Here is a 20370-nt window from a genome sequence, read left to right as displayed (position 1 = left end):
TTTCCCCGGTTCAGCAGCGCATGTTGGCGCCGTCGGGATCGTAGATCGGGCCGCCCAGCACCTCCGCATCGTAAAACTCTCCCAGGATTTCGACCTGCAACGCGGTCCCCGGTTCGGCAAGTGCTGACGCGACATAGCCCATCGCCATCGATTTGCCGACCCGGTGGGCATAGCCGCCCGAGCTGACATAGCCGACCGCTTGGCCATCTTTCAGGATCGCCTCGTCGCCCGACACGTCAATACCGTCCACGTCGATCGTCATGGTCACCAGCCTCTGCTTGACGCCCGTGCCGCGGAAGGTTTCGCTGGCCTCTTTGCCGACGAAATCCTTTTTCCAGTTGATGAACGCGTCCATGCCGCTCTCGACCGCGTTGAAATCGGGGCGGAACTCGGTGGTCCAGACGCCCCAGCCCTTTTCCAGCCGCATCGACAGCAGCGCCCGTGCGCCATACCAGCGATAGCCCAGATCACCCCCGGCCTCTTCGATCGCCTCGGCCAGCCGCAGCAGGTATTGCGGACGGCAATAGATCTCATAGCCCAGCTCGCCCGAAAAGCTGATCCGGTTCAGGATCACCGGCACGCCGCCGACAAAGGTCTGGCGCAGATCGCGGAATTTCAGGGCCTCGGCGCTGACGTCGTCGCGGGTGATCCGCGCCAGCAAATCGCGCGACCTGGGCCCCGACAGGGCGATCCCGTGCCAGTCATCCGAGACATTGGCATAGGTCACACCTGTGGGCAGGTCCTTTTCAAACCAGCGGCGATGCGCCTCCTGCATGGCGCCCGAGCCAAATAGCATGAAATGATCCTCGGCCAGACAGGCCACGGTCAGATCGCCATAGAGCTTGCCCTTGGGGGTCAGCATCGGGGTCAGGGTCAGACGGCCGGGCTTGGGGACATAACCCGCAAGGGCCCGGTCGAGATAGGCGCGCGCGCCCTCGCCCTTGATTTCATGCTTGGCAAAGTTGGCGATCTCGATGCCGCCCACGGCGTTCTGCACCGCCTCGACCTCGCGTTTGACATAGTCAAAAGAGCGGTTGCGCTCGAATGTCGGATCTTCGTGGGCATCCTCGGGGCCATCGGCGAACCACTGCGCGCTTTCAAGGCCAAAGCCCTGATCCATCAGCGCACCACGGGCCACCAGACGATCATAAAGCGCGGTGGTTTTCTGCATCCGGCCCTTGGGCAGGGTCTCGTTGGGGAAGGTCATCACGAAACGGCGTTCGTAATTCTCGGAGGACTTGATCGTGCCCCAATCGGGGGTGGCGAATTCGCCAAAGCGGGCAACATCCATCGCCCAGACGTCGATCGACGGTTCACCGTCGATCATCCATTCCGCCATGGTCAGGCCCACACCGCCGCCCTGACAGAACCCGGCCATGACGCCGACAGCGACCCAGTAATTCTTCATCCCCGGAACCGGACCGATCATCGGGTTGCCATCGGGGCCAAAGGTAAAGGGCCCGTTGATCATGTCCTTGATACCGGCCTTGCCGACGGCGGGGATGCGCTCGAACGACATCTCGAGCCGGTCGGCGATACGGTCCAGATCGGGCTGGAGCAGTTCATGGCCGAAATCCCACGGCGTGCCGCCCACCTTCCACGGGGTCGATTTCGGCTCGTATGTACCCAGGAGCATCCCCTGACGTTCCTGCCGGAAATAGATATTGGCCTCGTAATCGATCCCCGCGGGCAGACGGCCGGCCTCGCCCATGCTCTCCATCCGCTCTGCGATCATCGGGATCTTTTCGGTAATGAGGTAATGATGCTCCATCGGCTGCACCGGCAGGTGGAGGCCCGACATCTGCCCGACCTCGCGCGCCCAGAGCCCGCCGCAATTGACGATCTGCTCGGCATTGAGCGTGCCCCTGGGCGTGGTCAGATCCCACGAACCGTCCGGGCGTTGCGACATGGCGGTGACGCCGCAATGGGTGAAATACTGCGCGCCGTGGACGCGTGCCGATTTGGCAAAGGCATAGGTGGCGCCGGAGGGGTCGAGATCACCGTCCTGGTCGTCCCAAAGCGCCGCATGGTAGTGTTTGGGGTCAATCAGCGGATGGCGCTCGGCCAGTTCCCTGGGGCTGATGAACTCCTGATTGAGCCCCATATACCGCGCCTTGGACCGTTCGCGCTTGAGGTAGTCATACCATTCCTTGGTCGAGGCCGCATAGAACCCGCCGGTGATATGCAGGCCGACGGAATGGCCCGAGGTCTCTTCGATCTCCTTGTACAGGTCGATCGTATAGCTTTGCAGCCGGCTGATATTGGGATCAGAGCTGATCGTGTGGATCTGTCCCGCCGCGTGCCAGCTCGAACCCGAGGTCAGCTCGTCCCGCTCGAGCAGGACCACGTCTTTCCAGCCGAACTTGGCCAGGTGAAACAGGATCGAACAGCCCACAACACCGCCGCCGATGATGACCACCTTGGCGTGGGACGGAAGCGGTTTGCCGGTGGCGGTGTCATCTTTTTGTATGTCAGGCATCTTGGGGTTCCTCGGGTGCGTGATGGCCGGCGGCCGGGTGTTGCGGGGCAAGGGAGGGCATCTCAGTACCACGCATCGGGCAGTTCTTCCTTGCGTCTGGCGACAAAGGCCGCCAGTTCCTCGCGCAGGGCCACGTCGATCGGGGGCTCTTGATAGTCCCTGAGCATCTGTTTCCAGCGGGCATGGGCGCGGGCGCGCATGTCCTGCGAACCGGCGTCTTCCCAGCTTTCGACATTTTCGCTGTCGCTCAGCCGGGAGTCGTAAAACGCGGTCTGGTAGTTGCGCATGGTGTGGCCGCAGCCCAGAAAATGCCCGCCCGGTTCGACTTCGCCATAGGCATCGCGGGCCAGAGCGTCGTCGGTGGTATCAAGCCCCTGCCCCAGAACCTTTTGATAGGCACCCAGCCGGTCGGCATCCATGATGAGCTTCTCGAACCCCACGCACAGCCCCCCTTCGAGCCAGCCCGCCGAGTGCAGCACGAAATTCGCCCCCGCCAACATGGTGGAGTGCATTGAATCCGCGCTCTCATAGGCGGCTTGGGCGTCTTCGATCTTGGACGCGGTGAGCGACCCGCCACAGCGCAGCGGCAGACCGGCCCGCCGCGCCAGCTGGCCGATGGCATAGTTCGAGATCACCGGTTCGGGCATCCCGAATGTGGGTGCACCGGATTTCAGGGACATCGACGACAGGAAATTTCCCAGAACGAAAGGCGCGCCCGGGCGGAGCAGCTGGACATAGGCACAGACCATCATCGCCTCGGCCATGGCCTGCGCCACCGACGCGGCGGTCGAGACCGGCCCCATCGCGCCGGAAAGGATGAAGGGCACCACGATCAGGCCCTGTCCCCGGCTGCTATAGACCCGCGCCGCCTCGGTCACGACCTTGTCGACCAGCAGGGGCGAGTTGGTGTTCACATTGCCCATGATGACACAGTTTTCCGCCATCACATCGGCCCCAAAGACGATCTCGGCCATGTCGACGCTGTCCTGCGCGCGGCTCATCTCGGTGATCGCGCCCAGATGCGGCTTGTCCGAAAGCGTCATGTGGGCAAACAGCATATCCAGATGGCGTTTGCTGACGGGCACGTCACAAGGTTCACAGGTGACAAAGCCGCCGTGATGCAGGTTGGGATGCAAGCTTGTCAGGCGCACCAGGTCCTTGAAGGCCGACATGTCGCCATAGCGCCGCCCGCCATCGAGATCCCGCACAAACGGCGCGCCGTAGATCGGGGCGAACACCTGGTTCATGCCGCCAATCGTGACCGAGCGATCCCGGTTGCGGGCCAGCTGGGTGAATTCACGCGGAGCCTTGGCGCAGAGCGCGCGAATCCAGTCTGCCGGGGCGCGGACGATATCGCCCTGAATGGTCGCCCCTTCGCGATTCCACAGCGCCAGCGCCTCGGGATCATCGCGAAACGCGATACCCACGTCTTGCAGGATCCAGTCGACCTGCTCTTCCAGCCGGACAAGCTGGTCTTCATCCAGAATGTCGAAATGGGGGATCTTGCGCCGGATGAACGGAGACGGTGCCGCGCCGTTCTGCGCCACGTCCCGCGACCTTGATATGCGTGCACGACGCGCCATGGGGATCCTCCCTGAATCAGCCACAGTCATGATTACCGCTCCAACAGGCCCTTGTGACGGTTGAAAATGGGAATGGTTTGGATAAACACAGATTATGCAAAAGCTCTGGTCCAAACTGTCTTCACCTCGTCACCTGGTCTTTTTCGAGGCCGCAGCGCGCACCGGGTCATTCACGCAGGCCGCGCAGGAGCTGAACGTTCAGCAACCTGCGGTGAGCATGGCGATCAAACAGCTGGAGTTCTCGCTTGGCACCATGCTCTTTCGGCGCAGCCATCGCAGGATCACCCTGACAAATGCGGGGAGCCGTCTTTTTGCCGACGTGACCCGGGCGTTCGAGATGCTGGAGCAATCCGCCGCGGCCATTCAGCAATTCACCAGCAACGATCACGTCACGCTCAGCGCTTCGTCGGCCTTCAACAATTACTGGATGCTGCCCCGGCTCCGGCAATTTCAGGCCAATCACCCGGATATCGACCTGCGTTTGCAGTCAAGCAACCGCGAACCGGACCTGAACGCCGAAACGATCAGCCTGACCATCCGGCTGGGCACCGGCGACTGGACCGACTGCGACTGTGCATTGATCGCGGAAGAACGGATCTATCCGGTTGCCGCGCCGCGCGTGATGGCCTCGGCGATCAACCTGCGAAATGTCGCAACACTCCTTGCACAGCGATTGATCCATCTCGAGGAACCCATTCGCGAGCGCCCATCGTGGCAACAATGGTTTCATGCAATGGACGTGCAGGAGGCCCCGCCAAGTGGCGGTCTGCGGTTGAATGACTATGCGCTGGTGCTTCAGGCGGCGATGGCAGGCGAAGGGTTTGCCTTTGGCTGGCATCACCTGGTCGATCCGCTGGTCAGGCAGGGATTGCTCGTGGCGCGACCGGAGTGGAGCTGGACCACCGGCAAGGGCTTCTACCTGGTCTGGTCGAAATCCCGCCCGCTGATCCCCAAGGCGGAAACCGTGCGCGACTGGTTCCTGTCACAGGCGCATACCGGCTGAGTTATCCCGGTCAGACGGGCTCAGCCCCTGAACTCTTCCATGTCCTGTTTGCGGCGTGCCATGGCGTGGAAATTCTCCATGCTGAACTCAATCTTTTCACCGCTTGTCCAGTCGAACAAGGCGCGTTTGATCCGTGTCAGCGGGCCTTCATAGACATGGATGGCAATGCTTGGCGCGTCACCATCCGCCGTGATCGCGTGGATGGCCTGGGGCCCAAGGCGCGCCACGTCGCCCGCCCTGACCAGATGATTGCCGCCATGACGCAGCTTGCCCGGTTCCCGGCGGTACAGCACTTCGACCTCGGCACCGCGATAGACGGCGATTTGCACGCCCATGCGATGTTCATGCGGGGCAAAGACCACGTCCGGCGCGTACCGGCAGGTCCAGATCGAAACGGTTTCGTCCTCGTGCACCATGATTTCGTCGTCGTCCAAATCAGCAACCGGTTTGGCCCGCCGCCCCCCTGCGCAGCATCGCCAGCAGCTCGGCGGGGGATGGCGCATTGCTTTCGCCGGTCAAAATCGCCGCGATCCGTGCCCGGCTTTGGGCATCCAGAACCGCCTCGGAATAGTGTTCCAGTTTCTCCAGCAATTCCCGGTCGGGCAGCGGCGCATCGTGATTTCCCCGCGCGGCCATGAACTCCGATGAATACTGGCGGCCGTCACACAAGGTGAGCGTGGCGCGGGCATGGCGCTCGGCGGGAAAGCGCGCGTTGCAGTCATCGGATTCTTCAAGGTCGACCGCATCCACGATGCGCCAGACATCCGGTGAATCGTAAACGTCCGGCAACAGATGCGCGGGCAGGATGGTGCCAAAGCGCGCGGCCAGGGCCACGGCAAGCGGCAGGCTGTACTGGGCGGCATCGCCATCCCGGGGGCGGCGCGTGGCCAGCCGGGTCGCTTCGTGAAAGGTCGAGATGGTGATGCGCCCGATCTCGTCGGGCAAAATGGTCTCGTGGCGCATCACCGACAATACGGCCTCGACCGGCGGATGCGCCCAACGGCAGACAGGGAACGCCTTGAAATTGCTTTCAAGGATGCGCCAGCGATCGCCAAGATCGCTCCAGTACCCAGCAACTTCCGACCCCTCGACCGTCAGCGCCGGCGCCCCCGTGAACCCATCCTCGGCCAGATCAGCGGCAGAAACACCGGACAGCGCTCCCCAGCTACTGCTGTCCTTGACCATGCCGGGATGGTCGATACAGCGCATCATCGGTGCGCGGGGGCCATAATATTCCGCGATGCCAAGAGCCTGTCGCGTCTGCTCCATGGTCAAACCGCGCAACCGGCTGGCGATTGCGGCGCACCCCACCGCGTTCCACGCCCCCGACGAATGATAGTCCGGCGCGGTTGCATGCAGCGAAAGACCGGCGCGGATGGCAATTTCCTCGCCAACAACCAGGTGGCAGAGCAGCGCATCCAGACCACAGGCCGCTTCGTCCAGCCCGCCCAGCAGCGCCGGAACCAGCGCAACGCTGGCGTGACCCTTGCACAGTTGATGCCCGTCATGGGCATCAAGCGCATCAATGCTCGCTGCTCCGGCAAAGGCGAATCCCACCGGGTTGACCGGGCGGCCGTCAAAAGGCAACACCCGGTCTCCCGGGTATCGCCGGGCGGCGTGATCGCGGACGATCCGGCTGGCCCCGGTTGCGCTCCCGGCGGCCCAGACGGCAATTGTATCCACCAGACACCGCCGCGCCATGTGCAGCACCCCGGCGGGCAAATCCGCGACGGTCAGCTCATGGATAAAGGCCGGGGCGGTCGGGCTGGCGGCGGTCATGGGATTTGCAGAACGATCTTGCCGATATGACCCTTTTCGCCAAAATTCTGCTGGGCCTTGCCGATATCTCGCAACGGATGGGTCTCGGCGACCAGCGGTTTGATCTCGCCCCGCTCGATGCGCCCGACCAGGTTGCCGAACACCTCGGGCTCCAGCACCGTACAGCCGAAAAAGCTGAGATCCTTGAGGTAAAGCGTGCGCACGTCAAGCTCGACCATCGGCCCGCCAATCGCCCCCGCCACCGCATAGCGCCCGCCCGAGCGCAGCACATCCAGCAGCACCGGCCAGTTCGGCCCGGCGACCAGATCGACCACCACGTCGACGCTCGCGGCACCAAGCGCGGCGAGGATGTCATCGTCGCGACCAAGCGTCGTGGCCGCGCCAAGATCACGCAGGGCCTCGGCCTTGGCCGGACTGGTGATCGCAATGACCTTTGCGCCACGTGCCCGGGCCAGCTGTACCGCCGCCGACCCGACGCCGCCCGACGCACCGGTAACCAGAACGGTCTCGCCCGCGCGCACCGCCGCCCGTGTCAGCATGTTCTCGGCGGTCGAATAAGAGCAGGGGAAAGACGCCAGTTCCTCGTCGGACAGGTCGCTTTCAACCCGATAGGCATGCCGCGCGGCAACCCGCGTGAACTGGGCAAACCCACCATCGCATTCCGATCCGAAATACCAGGGCGGATCCTGCAATGTGCCCTCCGCCTCGCGGATGCAGGGCTCGACAAGCACCCGTTCGCCGATCCGGCCCGGGTCGACTTGCTGTCCGACGGCCACGATCTCTCCGCAGACATCCGCGCCCTGAACCCGTGGAAACTCCAGCGGCTTGCCTGACCAGCTGGCGTCATCCGCCTCGGCCTCGCCCTTGGAATACCAGGCGATGCGGGTGTTGACATCGGTGTTGTTCACAGCCGCCGCACGCACCCGGATAACCACGTCCTGCGGCCCCGGTTCCGGCATCGTCAGGTCATCGCGCCAGCCCAGCATCTCGGGTCCGCCATGGCCCATCAGCACCACGCCACTCATCTTGTTGCCCTGCGTCACGGCATTGCTCCTTGGGTAGAATGAATCCTCTACTTGCCGTGGTAGAGCAACCTCTCTACATGGTCAAGCATGATGGACACCGCAACCAAGATCGCCGCCGGGCTGGAGCAGGCATTTGTCACCCACGGCTTTGCCGAACCCAATGTCGAAACCCTGCGAAGCGCGGCGGGTGTCAGCCTGCGAACGCTCTACAAATACACGCCGTCGCGCGATGACATGGTGCTGACCGCGTTGGAATTCAGGCATCTACGCTATCTGGATCGGGTTTTTGGCGGGCTTCCCGGCGACGAGCGAACGGCCCTTGGCGCAATCATCGACCGGATTGCCGATTGGATGGCAACCGAAGCCCCCCATGGCTGCCTGTTCCACGCCGCCGTCGCCGCCGCCCCGCAGGATCACCGGCTGATGGACCTGTTGAAACGGCACAAGAGCGAGATTGCCGAACGTGCCGCCAGGGCGGCCCGCCTGGAAAACAAGGTCACGGATATCGCGTTCATCTTCGAGGGTCTGACTCAGAGCTGGCCCTTGCTCGGACCGGCCGCCGCCGACAGCGCATGCAGGCTGGCGGAGTGCCTGCAATACCACCGGCCGGAGCCAGCCGAGGGCGGCTCCTGAGGGCGTCTTGCAGGCTGCTATTTCAGCCGATTGGCCGGCCCGGATCTGCGCGCCGTCTGAGCGGACGCGACGCCATGAGGTTGCGAAGAGGCAATGGTCGCGGGGTGGAAATCCAGAACCGCGCCACCATGCTCAACCGCTGCACCGCCCTTGGCATACATGTCACTGAGCCTGTAGGATAAATCCGTCTGGCGAAAGGCAAGGTCTGCCCGTCACCGGACTTGCGCAACCAAGCCTTTGCATGCTTGGCCCGAAAGGTGCCTGACGACGGGATGGAGAACAGGACGTATTCAGCCACCCACCCCCTGGAGGGGGCGGCCGCGGTGGTGGCCAAGGTCGCCACAAAAGACTTTGGCCAAACCGCGTTGCAGTATCTGTCGACGGCGGCGCGTATCGATAATTTCGGGGCCTACTACATTCCCGATCTGGCACGTCCCAGGCTGGTTCTGTCAATCTGGTCCGGACGCATCAGCGACTATTGGTTTCAAAAGAACGCGGATGCGTTGCTCGGTGATCCGGATATCAATCGTCAAAAGGTTGCCCAGATCCGGAACGCTCCGCGGGACGGGGTGCATATCGACCGATGGCATCCTCCCGAAAACGACCCGCGCCGTCAGGTGTTTGACCGCGCCAAGATCATCGAGCGTGTAGCGGTTTTTTCCCGTGACGAAGGGTCGGGGTTTGAATCGTTTTATCTGAGGGGGGCGGCGGATGGCTGGATGACCGACACGCAGTATGACGATCTGACCCGGCTGGTTCCCATCGTTCACGGGCTCGTCGCGCTGCGCCACCAGATCATCGGCGCCGAGAATTTGCAGTTCACGGCACAGCAGAGAGCCTCGAGCCTGAAGGAACGCAATGTCACCGGGTTTGCCGCCCTGTCACAGCGCGAAGCCGAGGTCTGTGATCAATTGTTGGATGGGCGATCGGTGGCCGGAACGGCTGTGGAGCTGAACCTGTCCGAAACCACGGTCCGAACCTTTCGGCAACGCGCCTATCGCAAGCTGGGCGTCGGCTCAGCAACAGAATTGATGGCGCTGTTCCTGGATTCCCGATGACGGCCCCGCCGCCGTGGCCCACGTCATCCATCCGGATGACATATCTCCCGCTGCCTTCCGGTCTATCTGTCATGGAAAGCCCGAGGAGGACAAAATGAAAGACACCCAGATCACATCGCTACAGGACAAGATCGACGCCCATGGCGATCTTTGGGGCATGTTGTACAATTCGCCCGAGCAGAAATTCCAGTTCCCCGTCCGGCCGGAGTTTTCCAACTGGATCGATGAACAGCGCGCCTGGCGCAATTCGGTCATTTTTCAGAACATGTCCCATCACATGACCGACGTCTATTTCCAAGGCCCGGATACCGTCCGCCTGCTGACGGATCTGGGCATCAATTCCTTCGACGGGTTCGGGGCGATGCAGGCCAAGCAATATGTCGTCTGCAACCATGACGGCCATATCATCGGGGATGCGGTTCTGTTCTGCGAGGAAGAGAACAAAGTCAGCATCGTGGGCAAGCTAATGGCGGCGAATTGGGTCCGCTACCACGCCGAAACCGGGGATTATGATGTCACGGTCGAACATATCGACCCGGCCTCGCCGAACCTGTCGGACCGGCGCGTGTTCCGCTATCAGGTGCAGGGGCCGAATGCCGACAAGCTGCTTGAGGAACTCAACGGCGGGCCGCTGCCCGATATCCCGTTCTTCAAGATGGGTCGTTTCAACATCGGCCCCCATGAAGTCACCGCATTGAACCACCGCATGTCCGGCGCACCGGGATATGAATTCTGGGGGCCGTCCGCCGTCGGAGAAGAGGTGCGCGACCTGATCCTGAAGGCCGGAAAGAAATACGATCTGACCCCCATCGGCGGGCGCACCTATCCCGTGACGGCGGCGGTATCGGGTTGGGTCGGCGCGATCCTGCCCGCGGTCTATACCGGCGAAAGGATGCAGGCCTATCGCGAATGGCTGCCCGCCAGCGGAGTCGAGGCAAAGCAGTCCATCGGCGGGTCGCTGGGGTCCGGCAAGGTCGAGGATCTGTATCGAACCCCCTATGATCTGGGATATGGTTTCATGATCAAATTCGATCATGAATTTATCGGCCGCGCCGCGCTCGAAGCTCTGCGGCCTGAACAGAAGCAAAAGAAGGTGCGGCTGATCTGGAACGCCGAAGATGTCGTCGACATCTATGCCAGCGGGTTCAAGCCGGGCGACAAGTTCAAGAAGATCGAGATGCCGGTCGGCAACTATGCCACGTCGCTCAATGACCGGGTAGAGCTGAACGGCGAAACGGTCGGCGTGTCCTTCTATCCCGTCTATTCCGAGGCCGACCGCGCCTGTATCTCGCTGGCTTCCATCCGGTCTGATCTGGCGGTCCAGGGCCGGCAGCTGGAGCTGGTCTGGGGCGAGCCGGAGGGCGGCTCGGGAAAGCTGTCGGTTGAACGGCATGTCCAAAAGACGGTGCGGGTGACGGTCGATCCCGAACCGATCAAGCGAGATTGACACCGGAGCGCGTTTTCAACACGCGCCGATCCCGCCCGACCTCACCCCCTCGGGCGGGATCGCAAAGTCGCAGATCGAAAAACCCCGATCCGCCCCGGAGATCCCCGCCCATGGCCGATTACATTGTTACGGTGAGCTGCAAGAACAGGCCCGGAATTGTCGCCACCATTGCAGGTTTTCCGGCCAAGACCGGTGGCGACCTCGGGGCTGCGCCGTCGGGACCACCGGCCCCGATCTGGTGAGTCTGGCCCGGACCATGCAGATCCACCCGGACGAGATGTCTCCTGTCTTTCGGGGTGCTGCATCAACATCCACCACTCTTTCCTGCCGGGCTTCAAAGGGGCCGAACCCTTTCACCAGGCGCACCGGCGCGGGGTCAAGATGATCGGTGCGACCGCACATAACGTTACCGAGCATCTCGACGAAGGCCCGATCATCGCGCAGGATGTCGAACAGGTCAGCCATGCCGACACGCCCGGCGATCTGGTCACCACGGGCCGTGGCGCCGTTTCTGGAGCGCGGGGTTCTGATTATCGGGAACAAGACAATCCTGTTCCGCAACTAACCCGAAAGGGCTGATATGTACAAAGCGCGTCTGTTTGCCATTCGCCATGCCCGCAGCTTTGAATGGGTCTATCGCCAGTTCGAGCGGGTGCTCGTGGCGCTCGATCCGATCCTGTCGCGCATCGGATATGACCGGATCGAGGCACCCGTAGCCCTGATCGAACGCGGCATCAAGGGCGCGCTATTCGACTGTCGGATGTGTGGTCAATGCGTGCTGTCCTCGACCGGCATGTCCTGCCCGATGAATTGCCCCAAACAGCTGCGCAACGGCCCCTGTGGCGGTGTCCGGCCGGGCGGTTACTGCGAAGTGGACCCCGACATGCGGTGCGTCTGGCTGCTGGCATGGGACGGCGCGGCGCGAATGAAGCACGGGGGCGACATCAACAGGGTTCTGCCGCCCGTGGATCGCCGCCTTGAGGGACGCTCATCCTGGCTTCGGGTCTGCCGGAAAAAATCCGCCACACGCCGAAAGCCACGCCCATGAGCCTGCGCTGGACCGATCCCGACGTCATCCGCACCTACGAGGCCCCGCCCCCGGGGCATGACACCGATAGCCGGTTGGAACGCGTACTCCGATCAGGGAGATTTGCCGTTACCGCAGAAATGAACCCGCCCGACAGCGCCGATCCAGCGGATGTCTTTCTGGCCGCCGAACCGCTGGCCAGGGTTGCCGATGCCATCAACCTGACGGATGCCTCGGGTGCCAATTGCCATATGTCGTCCATCGGCATGTGCGCGCTCTTGACCCGCAAAGGTCTGGGCACGGTTTATCAGGTGTCCTGCCGGGACCGGAACCGGATTGCCATTCAGGGCGACGTGCTGGGGGCTGCTGCCATGGGGGTCAGGAACGTCCTGTGCCTGACCGGCGACGGGGTCGGCGCGGGCGATCAGCCGGGGGCGAAACCGGTGTTCGACCTCGATTCCATGACCCTGCTGCGCACCATCCGGTCGATGCGCGATGACGGGGTGTTCCTGTCGGGCCGAAAGATCGTCAAACCACCGCACCTGTTCCTTGGAGCCGCGGAAAACCCCTGTGTGGCGCCGCTGGAATGGCGGCCAGAACGGCTGGCCAAAAAGATCGAGGCCGGGGCGCAGTTCATCCAGACGAACTATATCTACGATATCCCGGTTTTCGCCGCCTTCATGGCCCGCGTGCGCGACATGGGGCTGGACCGGCGGGTCTTTATCCTGCCCGGCGTCGGGCCCCTGGCCTCGGCCCGGGCGGCGCGCTGGATGCGGTCAAACGTACCCGGCATACATATCCCCGACAGCGTGATCGACCGGATGGCAAAGGCCCCGGACCCCGGCGCGGAAGGCAAACGGATCTGCATCGAGCTGATCGAGCAGATACGCGACATCGCCGGCGTTGCGGGCGTCCATATCATGGCCTACCGGCGCGAACATCTGGTGGCCGAGATCGTCGAGGAAGCCGGCATATCCCGCGACGACACCCCCTGATTTCCCGCCCGTTTCGCCGTCAAAAGACAGGAAACGGGGGGTTGGATCACCGCATCAGGCGTCAATCTCGATGACGCCGGACGGGTCGGCCGCCCTTGACTGGCACAGGATGATCGAGCTTTCACGCTGCGCCTTGGACAGAACGAAATCGCGGTGTTCAACGTCGCCTGACACCAGACCGCATTTGCACACGCCGCAAATCCCGTCGGCACATTTCAGGTCCACGTGAACCCCGTTTTCCAACAGCACATCCGCCGCCGATTTATCCGCAGGCACCACCAGATCCCGCCCCGATCTGGCCAGGCGCAGGGTGAATTCGTGGTTTTCATATTCCGGCATCTCGGGGACCGAAAAATATTCCAGATGGCGGGCCTCCTCGGGAAAGCCCTGACGCTCGGCGGCCTCCATCACGCTGGTCATGTAGCGGTCCGGCCCGCAGGTATAGACATGCCAGCCCGCTTGATACCCCCTTAGGATTTCATCCAGATCCGCCCGTGTTCCATCCTTGGAAAAATGCAGCGTCACCTTGTCGGCCCAGGGAAAGACGGCCAGATCCTCCAGAAAACCGGCATCCGACCGCCGGGACGCAGAATAATGCAGCTCGAAATCGACCTCCTTGGCATGGCACTCATGGGCAAAGGCAATCATCGGCGTGATACCGATCCCGCCGCCCATCAGAAAATGCCGGGTGCCATCGGCGGCCAGCGGGAAATGGTTGATTGGCTTTGACACGAATATCCTGCGCCCTTCGGTAAAGATTCGATGCAGCAGCTTCGAACCGCCCCGGCCCTCGTCTTCGCGCAGGACACCGACCTGATATTTTGAACGATCCGCCGGATCTCCGCTCATGGAATATTGGCGAAAGTACTCGGGCGCGACGACGATGTCCAAATGCGCGCCCGCGGCCCATTCGGGAAGGGTTTCGCCATTCACGGCTTGAAACTCGTATTTGGTCACACGGTCGGTCATCTGTTGCGCTTTGGTGATCTCGACCTGGATCACCGGAGATTCGCCGGTGTTCTGATACCGGTGAACAACGTCATCCACCTGCCCGGCATCCAGACGCCGCTGGTATTCCTTTGCCGTGATCATCGCCTGATAGGCTTCGATCCCTTTTTCACGATCCATCGGAAACGGAAAGGGCCAGGGATGCGGGGCAAGGTCGGCGGGATAGACCGCCAGGGTCTGTTCCTCGTATTTCAGTTTGAGATCGGTCTGCAATTCCCGATAGTTTGGCGGCTCCTGCTCGGGGTTGACCATCTCGCAGGTCCCGTCACGGTTGACCTTGAGATCCCACCACCAGCGTTTTTGCGGGTTGATGCGGCCATTGCCGACCAGATCGTCCATCTTGGCCAGAACCCCGGCCATGGAAGGCACATTCATCGCCATCCAGCGCAGCGGCTTTTCGTGTTGCAGGCCTTCCATGTTCCAGGGGCAGGTTTTCATACAGCGCCCGCACATGGCGCCGCCCTTTTGGGTGATGCGGTAGGTCGTGCATTTCTGGCTGTCGGATTTCCAGATCTCATAGCCGTTGAACATCAGCTTGGGCCCGGCGGTGATCGCCCCCGACGGACACTCGCGGGCGCATTTGTTGCAGGATTCGCAGAACGCCTGCATGCCAAAGTCGATCGGCTTGTCATGGGCCAGCGGCATATCGGTGGTGATCACACCCGATTTCAGGCGCGGGCCGAGGAACGGGTTCACGATCACTTCGCCGATACGGCTGACCTCGCCCAGCCCCGACAACAGCAGCAAGGGCGGTTGCAGCACATTGCCGTCCATGCTGGTGTGGGTGCGGGCCGAATAGCCAAGGTTGCGGATCTGCTTGGCCACGATCCCCCCCAGCAGGGAAAACCGCAGATAGGCGCGCATGGATTGCGACACCGCGATCCAGTCATCGCCCGAAGACCCTTCGGTGGTGTCAAAACCCTGGTCGATGATGAAACTGATGGCATTGTGCTGGGTCGGGACGATCGGCTCGCCTATCGCGTCATGGGAATACCACGCCCATTCCGGACAGCGAGAGATCCCGACCGCATCCGCGCCCAGGAAATAGGCGGCAGCCTTTACCGCATCGGCATTGCGCCGGGCATCTTTCGCGCCTGCGGAAATCTCGGTGGCGGGCACCCCGTCCTGCAACAGCATGAACGCCCCCAGCGGCCGCCGCACGGCCTGTGAAACCGGCGATTTCGACGCAAAGTACCCTCCCCGCGCGGCCTCCTGGTTGGCTTTGCCCATGTCTCCAAACTTGGAACGGGCAAACATATCCGCCCGTTTGGGCACCCGCGCGACCCGTGTTTCGTCGATATAGGTCGTGGGTTTGTCGACGCGATTGAGCTTTTCAAGCGGGTGGATGCCCGCCGCATACTGGCGCTTGGCAAAGGGATCGGCAGTCAGGGCATTCCTGGGCGATCCCCAGCCGGTTTTCCAGGCCAGCCCGCCGGTCAGCGACCCCGGCTGATCGGCCATTGCCGCCAGTGGAGCGTCGGGGGCCATTTCGAAATTCGTCGTGACCGCAAGGATCTGGAACCTGTCGCCGACAAAGGGGTTGACCAGCCGCCCGTCATCGACCGTCGCAAGGCCCGCCGCAACCGCCAGCCTGTTCAGATCGACATCCGAGGAGGACCCGCTATGCGCCTTTGCGTCATAGCCCAGAACCCGCAGGTAATTCGCCAGGATCACCGCGGTTTCGCTGCCCCGGACACAGGCACGCTGGGCCTGGGCATCGCCGATCCAGTCGAACCCCGGCTCATCCGGGTCCGGGTCGCGGTTGTAGTTGTACAGCAACACAACCGCATGGGTATGCCCGTCGATGGTACGCGGAGGTGCCGCCATGCTGTCCCGCAGGTCGGCCATCAACCCGTCGATCCCCGCGGCCAGCGATTTGACTTGCCGGGTTTTCAGATCCTCGGCCAGCCGGCCGACCTCGGGATTTCGGATCGGCTCTGCCAGCAGCATGGAGCTGTCGAACCGCGCGATCCCCGCCATTGGCGCGTCCTGAAAATAGCCAAAGGACTTGATGTGCCGCGCCCGTTCCTGCGGATCGTCGGGACATTTCGCCTTGACCTTGCTGACCAACCCATCCCCAAGCGCATCCAGCATCGCCTGGTATTCGCTCAGGGCATTCACTAGCGATTCCGGGGTTTCCGCGCGGTCGAACTCCACCGGTTTCATCGGCGGCACCGCCTCCGGCCCGACAGGCGCGGCGACACGCAGCAGACGTTCCAACGGAAACGGGCCAAGGTGGAACGGCCTGCTACGGTTCGAAAAGAATGGGGTCGTCATGAGTGCGTTCCTTCGGCTGAAAGCATGGAATGAAGACTGGGTTCGCCGGTGGACATATCCCCGGCGGCACCGTGCTGAATTTGCGTCCCGTCCAAAGTGGCAGCCCGTATCCCGTGGTGTTTATCGCGCGGGGCCTCGGGCATTGCGGTTAGGCGATGCGGTCGACCCGGCGGCGGGGCCATTGGGGCGGGCAAAATAGAAAACCACGAACACCGAAAGTGCCAGGAACAGCACCGCGAGGGGGCTTTTGAACAGGAAGAATGGATCGGCCCCGGAAACCGCGAAAGCCTGCCGGAAGCTCGTTTCAAGGTTGCCCGCCAGGATGAAGGCAATGACAAACGGCAGCGTCGGCACGGCCAGCTTGCGCATCAGATAGCCCAGGAACCCGAAGGCGAGCGCGAAATAGATGACCTCAAAGCTGGTTTCCTGCACATAGATCGCCGTCAGGGTCAGCAGGAACACAATCGGCAACAGCAGCTGTAGGGGGATCCGCGCCATGACGCCACAGGCGCGCATGAACCGCCCGCCGATCAGCCAGTTGATGATATTGGCGATCATCATGGTGGTGAACAGCCCAAAGGCGATGACCAGTTCGGGGTTCACTTCCGAAGTGGTAAAGCGGAACACCCCCGGCCCCGGGTTGAACCCACCAATGGATTCCGCCGCAAGGATGATGAACACCGCGCCCACATTACCCGGAATGCCCAGCGACAGCACCGGGATCAGGTTGGATCCGGACACCGCGCTATTGGCCGCTTCGGTCGCGGCAATGCCTTCGGGCGCGCCTTTGCCAAAGGGCACCGGCCCCGTGTGACGCTTTTGCCCCAGAGAATATCCAAGCGTTGCCGCCAGCGTGGACCCGATCCCCGGAAGTGTTCCGACAAATGTGCCGGCCAGAGCGGATATGCCGATATACGGCATCAACTTGCGCCGCTCAGCCCAGCTCAGCCCATTATCGCCGGATTGCGGGATTTCTCTTTTGCGAATGTTCCCGCGGCGGTCGCGCCACATCTGCTCCATGCCGTGGATGACTTCGCCCAGGATCAGGACCCCCATGATCACGGTGATCATCGGAAAACCGTTTTCCAGAGCGCCGGTGCCAAATGACAGGCGCGAGTAGTTGTCCTCTCCGGTTCCGATCGACGCGATGAACAGCCCCAGGAACGCCGCGATCATGCCCTTCATCGGGGACGCGCCGACAACGGCAGAAACGAATGCAAGGGACAGAAAGATCAGCGCCGCCTTTTCGCTGAAACCCAGATAGGCTTCTACCACGATGGCCAGGAACGGGGCGCAGGTGAACAGGACCAGATCCGAAAAGGTATCCCCCGAAACCGACGAAAAATGTGCTGTGCGCAGGGCTTTGCCCGCCTGCCCGTTTTGGGCCATGGGGTATCCGTCCAGCGTCGTCATCACCGCATCGGGCGTGCCGGGGGTATTGAACAGGATTGCAGGAACCGCACCGCCGACCGTGGCCCCTTTCATGATCCCCACGAGAAAGCCCAGCACCGGCAGCAATGCATCCGGGGTAAAGCCGAAGATAGACAGAAGGATCGGCAGCGAAACCGCCATCAGGAACGGCCCGGCCAGCCCAGGTGTCGCGCCGCCGATGATGCCGACAAGGAACCCCCCGAGCACCATCAGGACCGTCAGCGGAATACCGATCCCGAGGATCTCGAAGGCGGCGGGTCCGGCGACAACAGCCATGATGCCCGCCCAGACATAGTCGAACACACCCATCTCAGAAATCTCCGTTGGGGGGCAGCAGGATCGTGTCGAAGGGCACATCGAAGACCAGGATCAACCCGGCCACGGCCAGCATTGCCATCAGCCCCCGGCGCAGAGAAAATCGCCCGTCGCACAGGGCGCAAAGACCGAAAACCATCAGAAAGCCACCGAGCCCGAATCCGATATACTTCCAGGGGGCCGATCCCCTGAGCTGGCGATACCCGACAGCCTCTTCACCCGTGGGGCCGAACAGCGCCACCGACAGCGGCCCCGCCCAGAACATCACCCCGAGGGCGACACATACGACCGCCGAAAACATCAGCAGGAACACCCCGGAATATCCATCGAAGGGCGGCCTTGTGCCGTCGGTCGCGCGCCTGAGGCATAAGACGAGGTGCAGCCCCGAGCACACCGCTATCCCGGCCGCCGCGATCATCGGCAACATCGCGTCACCGATGTAGGTCTGACGCCGGAAGCTGTAGATCGGGGTCGTGTCCGTATCCAGCGGCACCCAGATGAGGGCAGCCGCCAATGACAGGCCAAGGCATGTCGCCGCCAGCCAGATTTCTGTGTTTCGACCAAGCATGATGCCCTCGACTTCGAAGGGTCCAGGAGACCGGTCAGGGCCGCCTGCAACTCTGGTTAGTTAGAGGTTTCGGCCAAAAGCGCGGCTTCTGCGTCATGGCTTCTGTCGATGAACGCTCTGAACTCGTCACCCTGAACGACCTCCGGCCCCGAGAACAGCTTGGTCACAAAGGCATTCACCTTGCTGTCGGGATCATTCAGGATATCGGCAATGGCCGTCATGTAGCTCTGCTTGACGTCATCGGGCAGACCCGCGGGGGCCACCACGACGAATTTCGAGCCAAGCGCATAAGGCACCCCGAAATCGGCGAGCATCGGCGCATCGGGAGACAGCTTGAGAGGCGCATCCTCTGCCGAGACAAGATTGACCAGATCGCCCGACCGCACGGCCTCGGCCTGAACACCGGCGGCCCAGGCAATGTCGATATCGTCGGCCACGACACCGTTCATGCCCCCCTTGCCCCCTTTGACCATCACGATGGTAAACTCGACACCGTTCTTCTCACCGATCAGATAGGCGACATCGGCGAGTTTCTGGGTCATGGCACCAAAAGAGACCGACGTGCCGGTCTTCATGTCCGCCAGCACGTCGTCCAATGTCGCCCAGCCACGGTCAGTTTTGGAAACGATGCCCATCTGCGACCCCGTCAGGATCGAAATATAGTCGAAATCGTCCCGCTCATATCCGGGATCGCGGCTGGCCTGGATGGTATAGGTAAAGGCTTCGGCGATGCTGATGCCGATCGAAAGGCCATCGTTGGGTTCGTCCTTCAACGCGTTGGCCATGGTGGCCCCACCCTTGCCGGCCAGGTTTTCGGGGATGATTTCCCAACCCTGACGGGTGCCCAGCTCTTCGGCAAGCAGGCGGCCCATCGTATCGACACCACCCCCCGGCTGGAACGCGATCATCATCTTGATCGGTCCGCCCGGCTGCCAATCCTGTGCCTGGGCAATGGATGCAGAAGCCAGGATGACCGTGCTGGCAAGCGCTTTTGCTAAATCGCGGAATTTCATCGATGAATCCTCCCTGGATCAGTTTTGCGGTGGCTCGGCAGAAATCACTGTGCCCTCGCCTTGTGTTCTCGCGTTGTGTTCTCTGACCATGGTAACCGCCATATATTGCGGTGACCTTCCCACCTTGAGCTCCTCCCAAAGGTTCGGTGATGCTTGGCCATCAATTATCTTGGTGATACTGTATAATAGGCATCTGCGCAACATCTATGTTGTCGAAACAACATTAAGAGGGAACATGCACATATCAGCAAAACACCTTGAACATCAGCTTGAAGGCGTCCGGGCGCTTGAAGACAGGCTGACTTTTCGTTTGTCAATTCTGAGCAAATTGCTGGATCAGGAAGCGATCGGATTGCTCGAGGGAACCGGTCTCAGCCTGACCGCCTATCGCATCCTGAATGTCACCACGACCTTCGGCGATGTCTCGATTTCCGACATAAGCCGCTTTTGCGCCATTGATCGGGGCCAGGTCAGCCGCACCGCGGTTCAATTGGAGAAGCAGCACCTTGTCGAGTTTCTCAGTGATCCGGATAGCAAACGCAAGAAACTGGTCAGGATTTCGGACAGCGGAAGAACACTCCTTGAAGCTGTGAAGCCCAGGTTTCTTGAGCGCAACAGCAAGCTCGACACCCTGCTTGGCCCGGAACGGCGCGAGCAGCTTATCGAGATGATCAACATTCTGACAGAGCAGGTTGCGCAATGAACACCCCGCGCCGAGCAGCAGGAAAA

The 20370-nt window shown here is 62.0% G+C and carries 17 protein-coding genes and 1 pseudogene; 9 read left to right on the top strand and 9 right to left on the bottom strand.

The window, feature by feature from the left end:
* Positions 1–10 precede the first annotated feature (10 nt).
* Positions 11–2479, bottom strand: coding sequence for a GcvT family protein (locus tag ACP15R_RS24065; protein WP_424988480.1), 2469 nt, complete (start codon positions 2477–2479; stop codon positions 11–13).
* Positions 2480–2541: 62 nt separating this feature from the next.
* Positions 2542–4062: a trimethylamine methyltransferase family protein gene (locus tag ACP15R_RS24060; protein ID WP_424988479.1), complete on the bottom strand. Its 1521-nt coding sequence runs from the start codon at positions 4060–4062 to the stop codon at positions 2542–2544.
* A gap of 94 nt (positions 4063–4156) precedes the next feature.
* Here ACP15R_RS24060 and ACP15R_RS24055 point away from each other — a divergent pair, with 94 nt between their 5' ends.
* On the top strand, positions 4157–5065 hold the full coding sequence (locus ACP15R_RS24055; RefSeq protein WP_424988478.1) for a LysR substrate-binding domain-containing protein: 909 nt from the start codon (positions 4157–4159) through the stop codon (positions 5063–5065).
* A 20-nt stretch (positions 5066–5085) separates the two neighbouring features.
* On the opposite strand, the gene ACP15R_RS24050 is transcribed toward ACP15R_RS24055, so the two are convergent.
* From ACP15R_RS24050 to ACP15R_RS24040, 3 genes are read right to left on the bottom strand one after another with little or no spacing between them, the layout of a single operon-like run.
* On the bottom strand, positions 5086–5499 hold the full coding sequence (locus ACP15R_RS24050; RefSeq protein WP_424988477.1) for a hypothetical protein: 414 nt from the start codon (positions 5497–5499) through the stop codon (positions 5086–5088).
* 1 nt (position 5500) lies between these two features.
* Complete coding sequence (locus tag ACP15R_RS24045) at positions 5501–6844, bottom strand: MmgE/PrpD family protein (protein WP_424988476.1); 1344 nt, start codon at positions 6842–6844, stop codon at positions 5501–5503.
* Positions 6841–7887, bottom strand: coding sequence for an alcohol dehydrogenase family protein (locus ACP15R_RS24040; protein ID WP_424988474.1), 1047 nt, complete (start codon positions 7885–7887; stop codon positions 6841–6843). Before ACP15R_RS24040 ends, ACP15R_RS24045 begins: the two co-directional genes overlap by 4 nt.
* Before the next feature lie 69 nt (positions 7888–7956).
* On the opposite strand from ACP15R_RS24040, the gene ACP15R_RS24035 reads away from it, so the two are divergent.
* The 7 genes and pseudogenes from ACP15R_RS24035 (at position 7957) to ACP15R_RS24005 (ending at position 13029) form a co-directional block, all read left to right on the top strand.
* Positions 7957–8502 (top strand): TetR/AcrR family transcriptional regulator, encoded by a 546-nt coding sequence (locus ACP15R_RS24035; protein ID WP_424988473.1) that lies wholly within the window; start codon positions 7957–7959, stop codon positions 8500–8502.
* 272 nt (positions 8503–8774) lie between these two features.
* The gene (locus tag ACP15R_RS24030; RefSeq protein WP_424988472.1) at positions 8775–9560 is read left to right on the top strand and encodes a helix-turn-helix transcriptional regulator; all 786 of its coding nucleotides are present in this window, start codon (positions 8775–8777) and stop codon (positions 9558–9560) included.
* A 94-nt stretch (positions 9561–9654) separates the two neighbouring features.
* A complete protein-coding gene (locus ACP15R_RS24025) occupies positions 9655–11007 on the top strand; it encodes a hypothetical protein (protein ID WP_424988471.1) in 1353 nt (450 codons plus the stop codon).
* A 110-nt stretch (positions 11008–11117) separates the two neighbouring features.
* The gene (locus tag ACP15R_RS24020) at positions 11118–11249 is read left to right on the top strand and encodes a hypothetical protein (protein WP_424988470.1); all 132 of its coding nucleotides are present in this window, start codon (positions 11118–11120) and stop codon (positions 11247–11249) included.
* A pseudogene (locus ACP15R_RS24015) lies at positions 11222–11508 on the top strand (formyltransferase family protein); the annotation flags it as partial. The gene ACP15R_RS24020 and the pseudogene ACP15R_RS24015, both read left to right, overlap by 28 nt.
* 79 nt (positions 11509–11587) lie before the next feature.
* Positions 11588–12055, top strand: a complete 468-nt coding sequence (locus ACP15R_RS24010) for a methylenetetrahydrofolate reductase C-terminal domain-containing protein (RefSeq protein WP_424988469.1) — start codon at positions 11588–11590, stop codon at positions 12053–12055.
* Positions 12052–13029 carry a methylenetetrahydrofolate reductase gene (locus ACP15R_RS24005; protein ID WP_424988468.1) on the top strand — a complete coding sequence of 326 codons (978 nt, stop codon included), beginning with the start codon at positions 12052–12054 and terminating at the stop codon, positions 13027–13029. The genes ACP15R_RS24010 and ACP15R_RS24005 overlap by 4 nt, the downstream gene beginning before the upstream one ends.
* Positions 13030–13083: 54 nt before the next feature.
* On the opposite strand, the gene ACP15R_RS24000 is transcribed toward ACP15R_RS24005, so the two are convergent.
* From ACP15R_RS24000 to ACP15R_RS23985, 4 genes are all read right to left on the bottom strand, one after another.
* A complete protein-coding gene (locus ACP15R_RS24000; protein WP_424988467.1) occupies positions 13084–16314 on the bottom strand; it encodes a reductive dehalogenase in 3231 nt (1076 codons plus the stop codon).
* A gap of 120 nt (positions 16315–16434) precedes the next feature.
* On the bottom strand, positions 16435–18054 hold the full coding sequence (locus ACP15R_RS23995; RefSeq protein WP_424988466.1) for a tripartite tricarboxylate transporter permease: 1620 nt from the start codon (positions 18052–18054) through the stop codon (positions 16435–16437).
* A 1-nt stretch (position 18055) separates the two neighbouring features.
* The gene (locus ACP15R_RS23990) at positions 18056–18628 is read right to left on the bottom strand and encodes a hypothetical protein (protein WP_424988465.1); all 573 of its coding nucleotides are present in this window, start codon (positions 18626–18628) and stop codon (positions 18056–18058) included.
* Between the two features lie 56 nt (positions 18629–18684).
* A complete protein-coding gene (locus ACP15R_RS23985; protein WP_424988464.1) occupies positions 18685–19641 on the bottom strand; it encodes a tripartite tricarboxylate transporter substrate-binding protein in 957 nt (318 codons plus the stop codon).
* Here ACP15R_RS23985 and ACP15R_RS23980 point away from each other — a divergent pair.
* The gene (locus tag ACP15R_RS23980) at positions 19598–20344 is read left to right on the top strand and encodes a MarR family winged helix-turn-helix transcriptional regulator (protein ID WP_424988463.1); all 747 of its coding nucleotides are present in this window, start codon (positions 19598–19600) and stop codon (positions 20342–20344) included. The two genes, ACP15R_RS23985 and ACP15R_RS23980, sit on opposite strands and share 44 nt — an antisense overlap.
* The last annotated feature ends 26 nt before the right edge of the window (positions 20345–20370 follow it).

Source organism: Microbulbifer sp. S227A, from assembly GCF_049800935.1.
This window is presented reverse-complemented; position numbering and strand designations above follow the sequence as displayed.

Excerpts from the sequence above, each read along its gene's own strand:
- ACP15R_RS23990 (WP_424988465.1), bottom strand. The coding sequence starts at position 18,628 with ATGCTTGGTCGAAACACAGAAATCTGGCTGGCGGCGACATGCCTTGGC.
- ACP15R_RS24045 (WP_424988476.1), bottom strand. The coding sequence starts at position 6,844 with ATGACCGCCGCCAGCCCGACCGCCCCGGCCTTTATCCATGAGCTGACC.
- ACP15R_RS24010 (WP_424988469.1), top strand. The coding sequence starts at position 11,588 with ATGTACAAAGCGCGTCTGTTTGCCATTCGCCATGCCCGCAGCTTTGAA.
- ACP15R_RS24035 (WP_424988473.1), top strand. The coding sequence starts at position 7,957 with ATGATGGACACCGCAACCAAGATCGCCGCCGGGCTGGAGCAGGCATTT.
- ACP15R_RS24065 (WP_424988480.1), bottom strand. The coding sequence starts at position 2,479 with ATGCCTGACATACAAAAAGATGACACCGCCACCGGCAAACCGCTTCCG.
- ACP15R_RS24020 (WP_424988470.1), top strand. The coding sequence starts at position 11,118 with ATGGCCGATTACATTGTTACGGTGAGCTGCAAGAACAGGCCCGGAATT.
- ACP15R_RS23985 (WP_424988464.1), bottom strand. The coding sequence starts at position 19,641 with ATGAAATTCCGCGATTTAGCAAAAGCGCTTGCCAGCACGGTCATCCTG.
- ACP15R_RS24000 (WP_424988467.1), bottom strand. The coding sequence starts at position 16,314 with ATGACGACCCCATTCTTTTCGAACCGTAGCAGGCCGTTCCACCTTGGC.
- ACP15R_RS24060 (WP_424988479.1), bottom strand. The coding sequence starts at position 4,062 with ATGGCGCGTCGTGCACGCATATCAAGGTCGCGGGACGTGGCGCAGAAC.
- ACP15R_RS24005 (WP_424988468.1), top strand. The coding sequence starts at position 12,052 with ATGAGCCTGCGCTGGACCGATCCCGACGTCATCCGCACCTACGAGGCC.
- ACP15R_RS24055 (WP_424988478.1), top strand. The coding sequence starts at position 4,157 with ATGCAAAAGCTCTGGTCCAAACTGTCTTCACCTCGTCACCTGGTCTTT.
- ACP15R_RS23980 (WP_424988463.1), top strand. The coding sequence starts at position 19,598 with ATGACCGTGCTGGCAAGCGCTTTTGCTAAATCGCGGAATTTCATCGAT.
- ACP15R_RS24025 (WP_424988471.1), top strand. The coding sequence starts at position 9,655 with ATGAAAGACACCCAGATCACATCGCTACAGGACAAGATCGACGCCCAT.
- ACP15R_RS24030 (WP_424988472.1), top strand. The coding sequence starts at position 8,775 with ATGGAGAACAGGACGTATTCAGCCACCCACCCCCTGGAGGGGGCGGCC.
- ACP15R_RS23995 (WP_424988466.1), bottom strand. The coding sequence starts at position 18,054 with ATGGGTGTGTTCGACTATGTCTGGGCGGGCATCATGGCTGTTGTCGCC.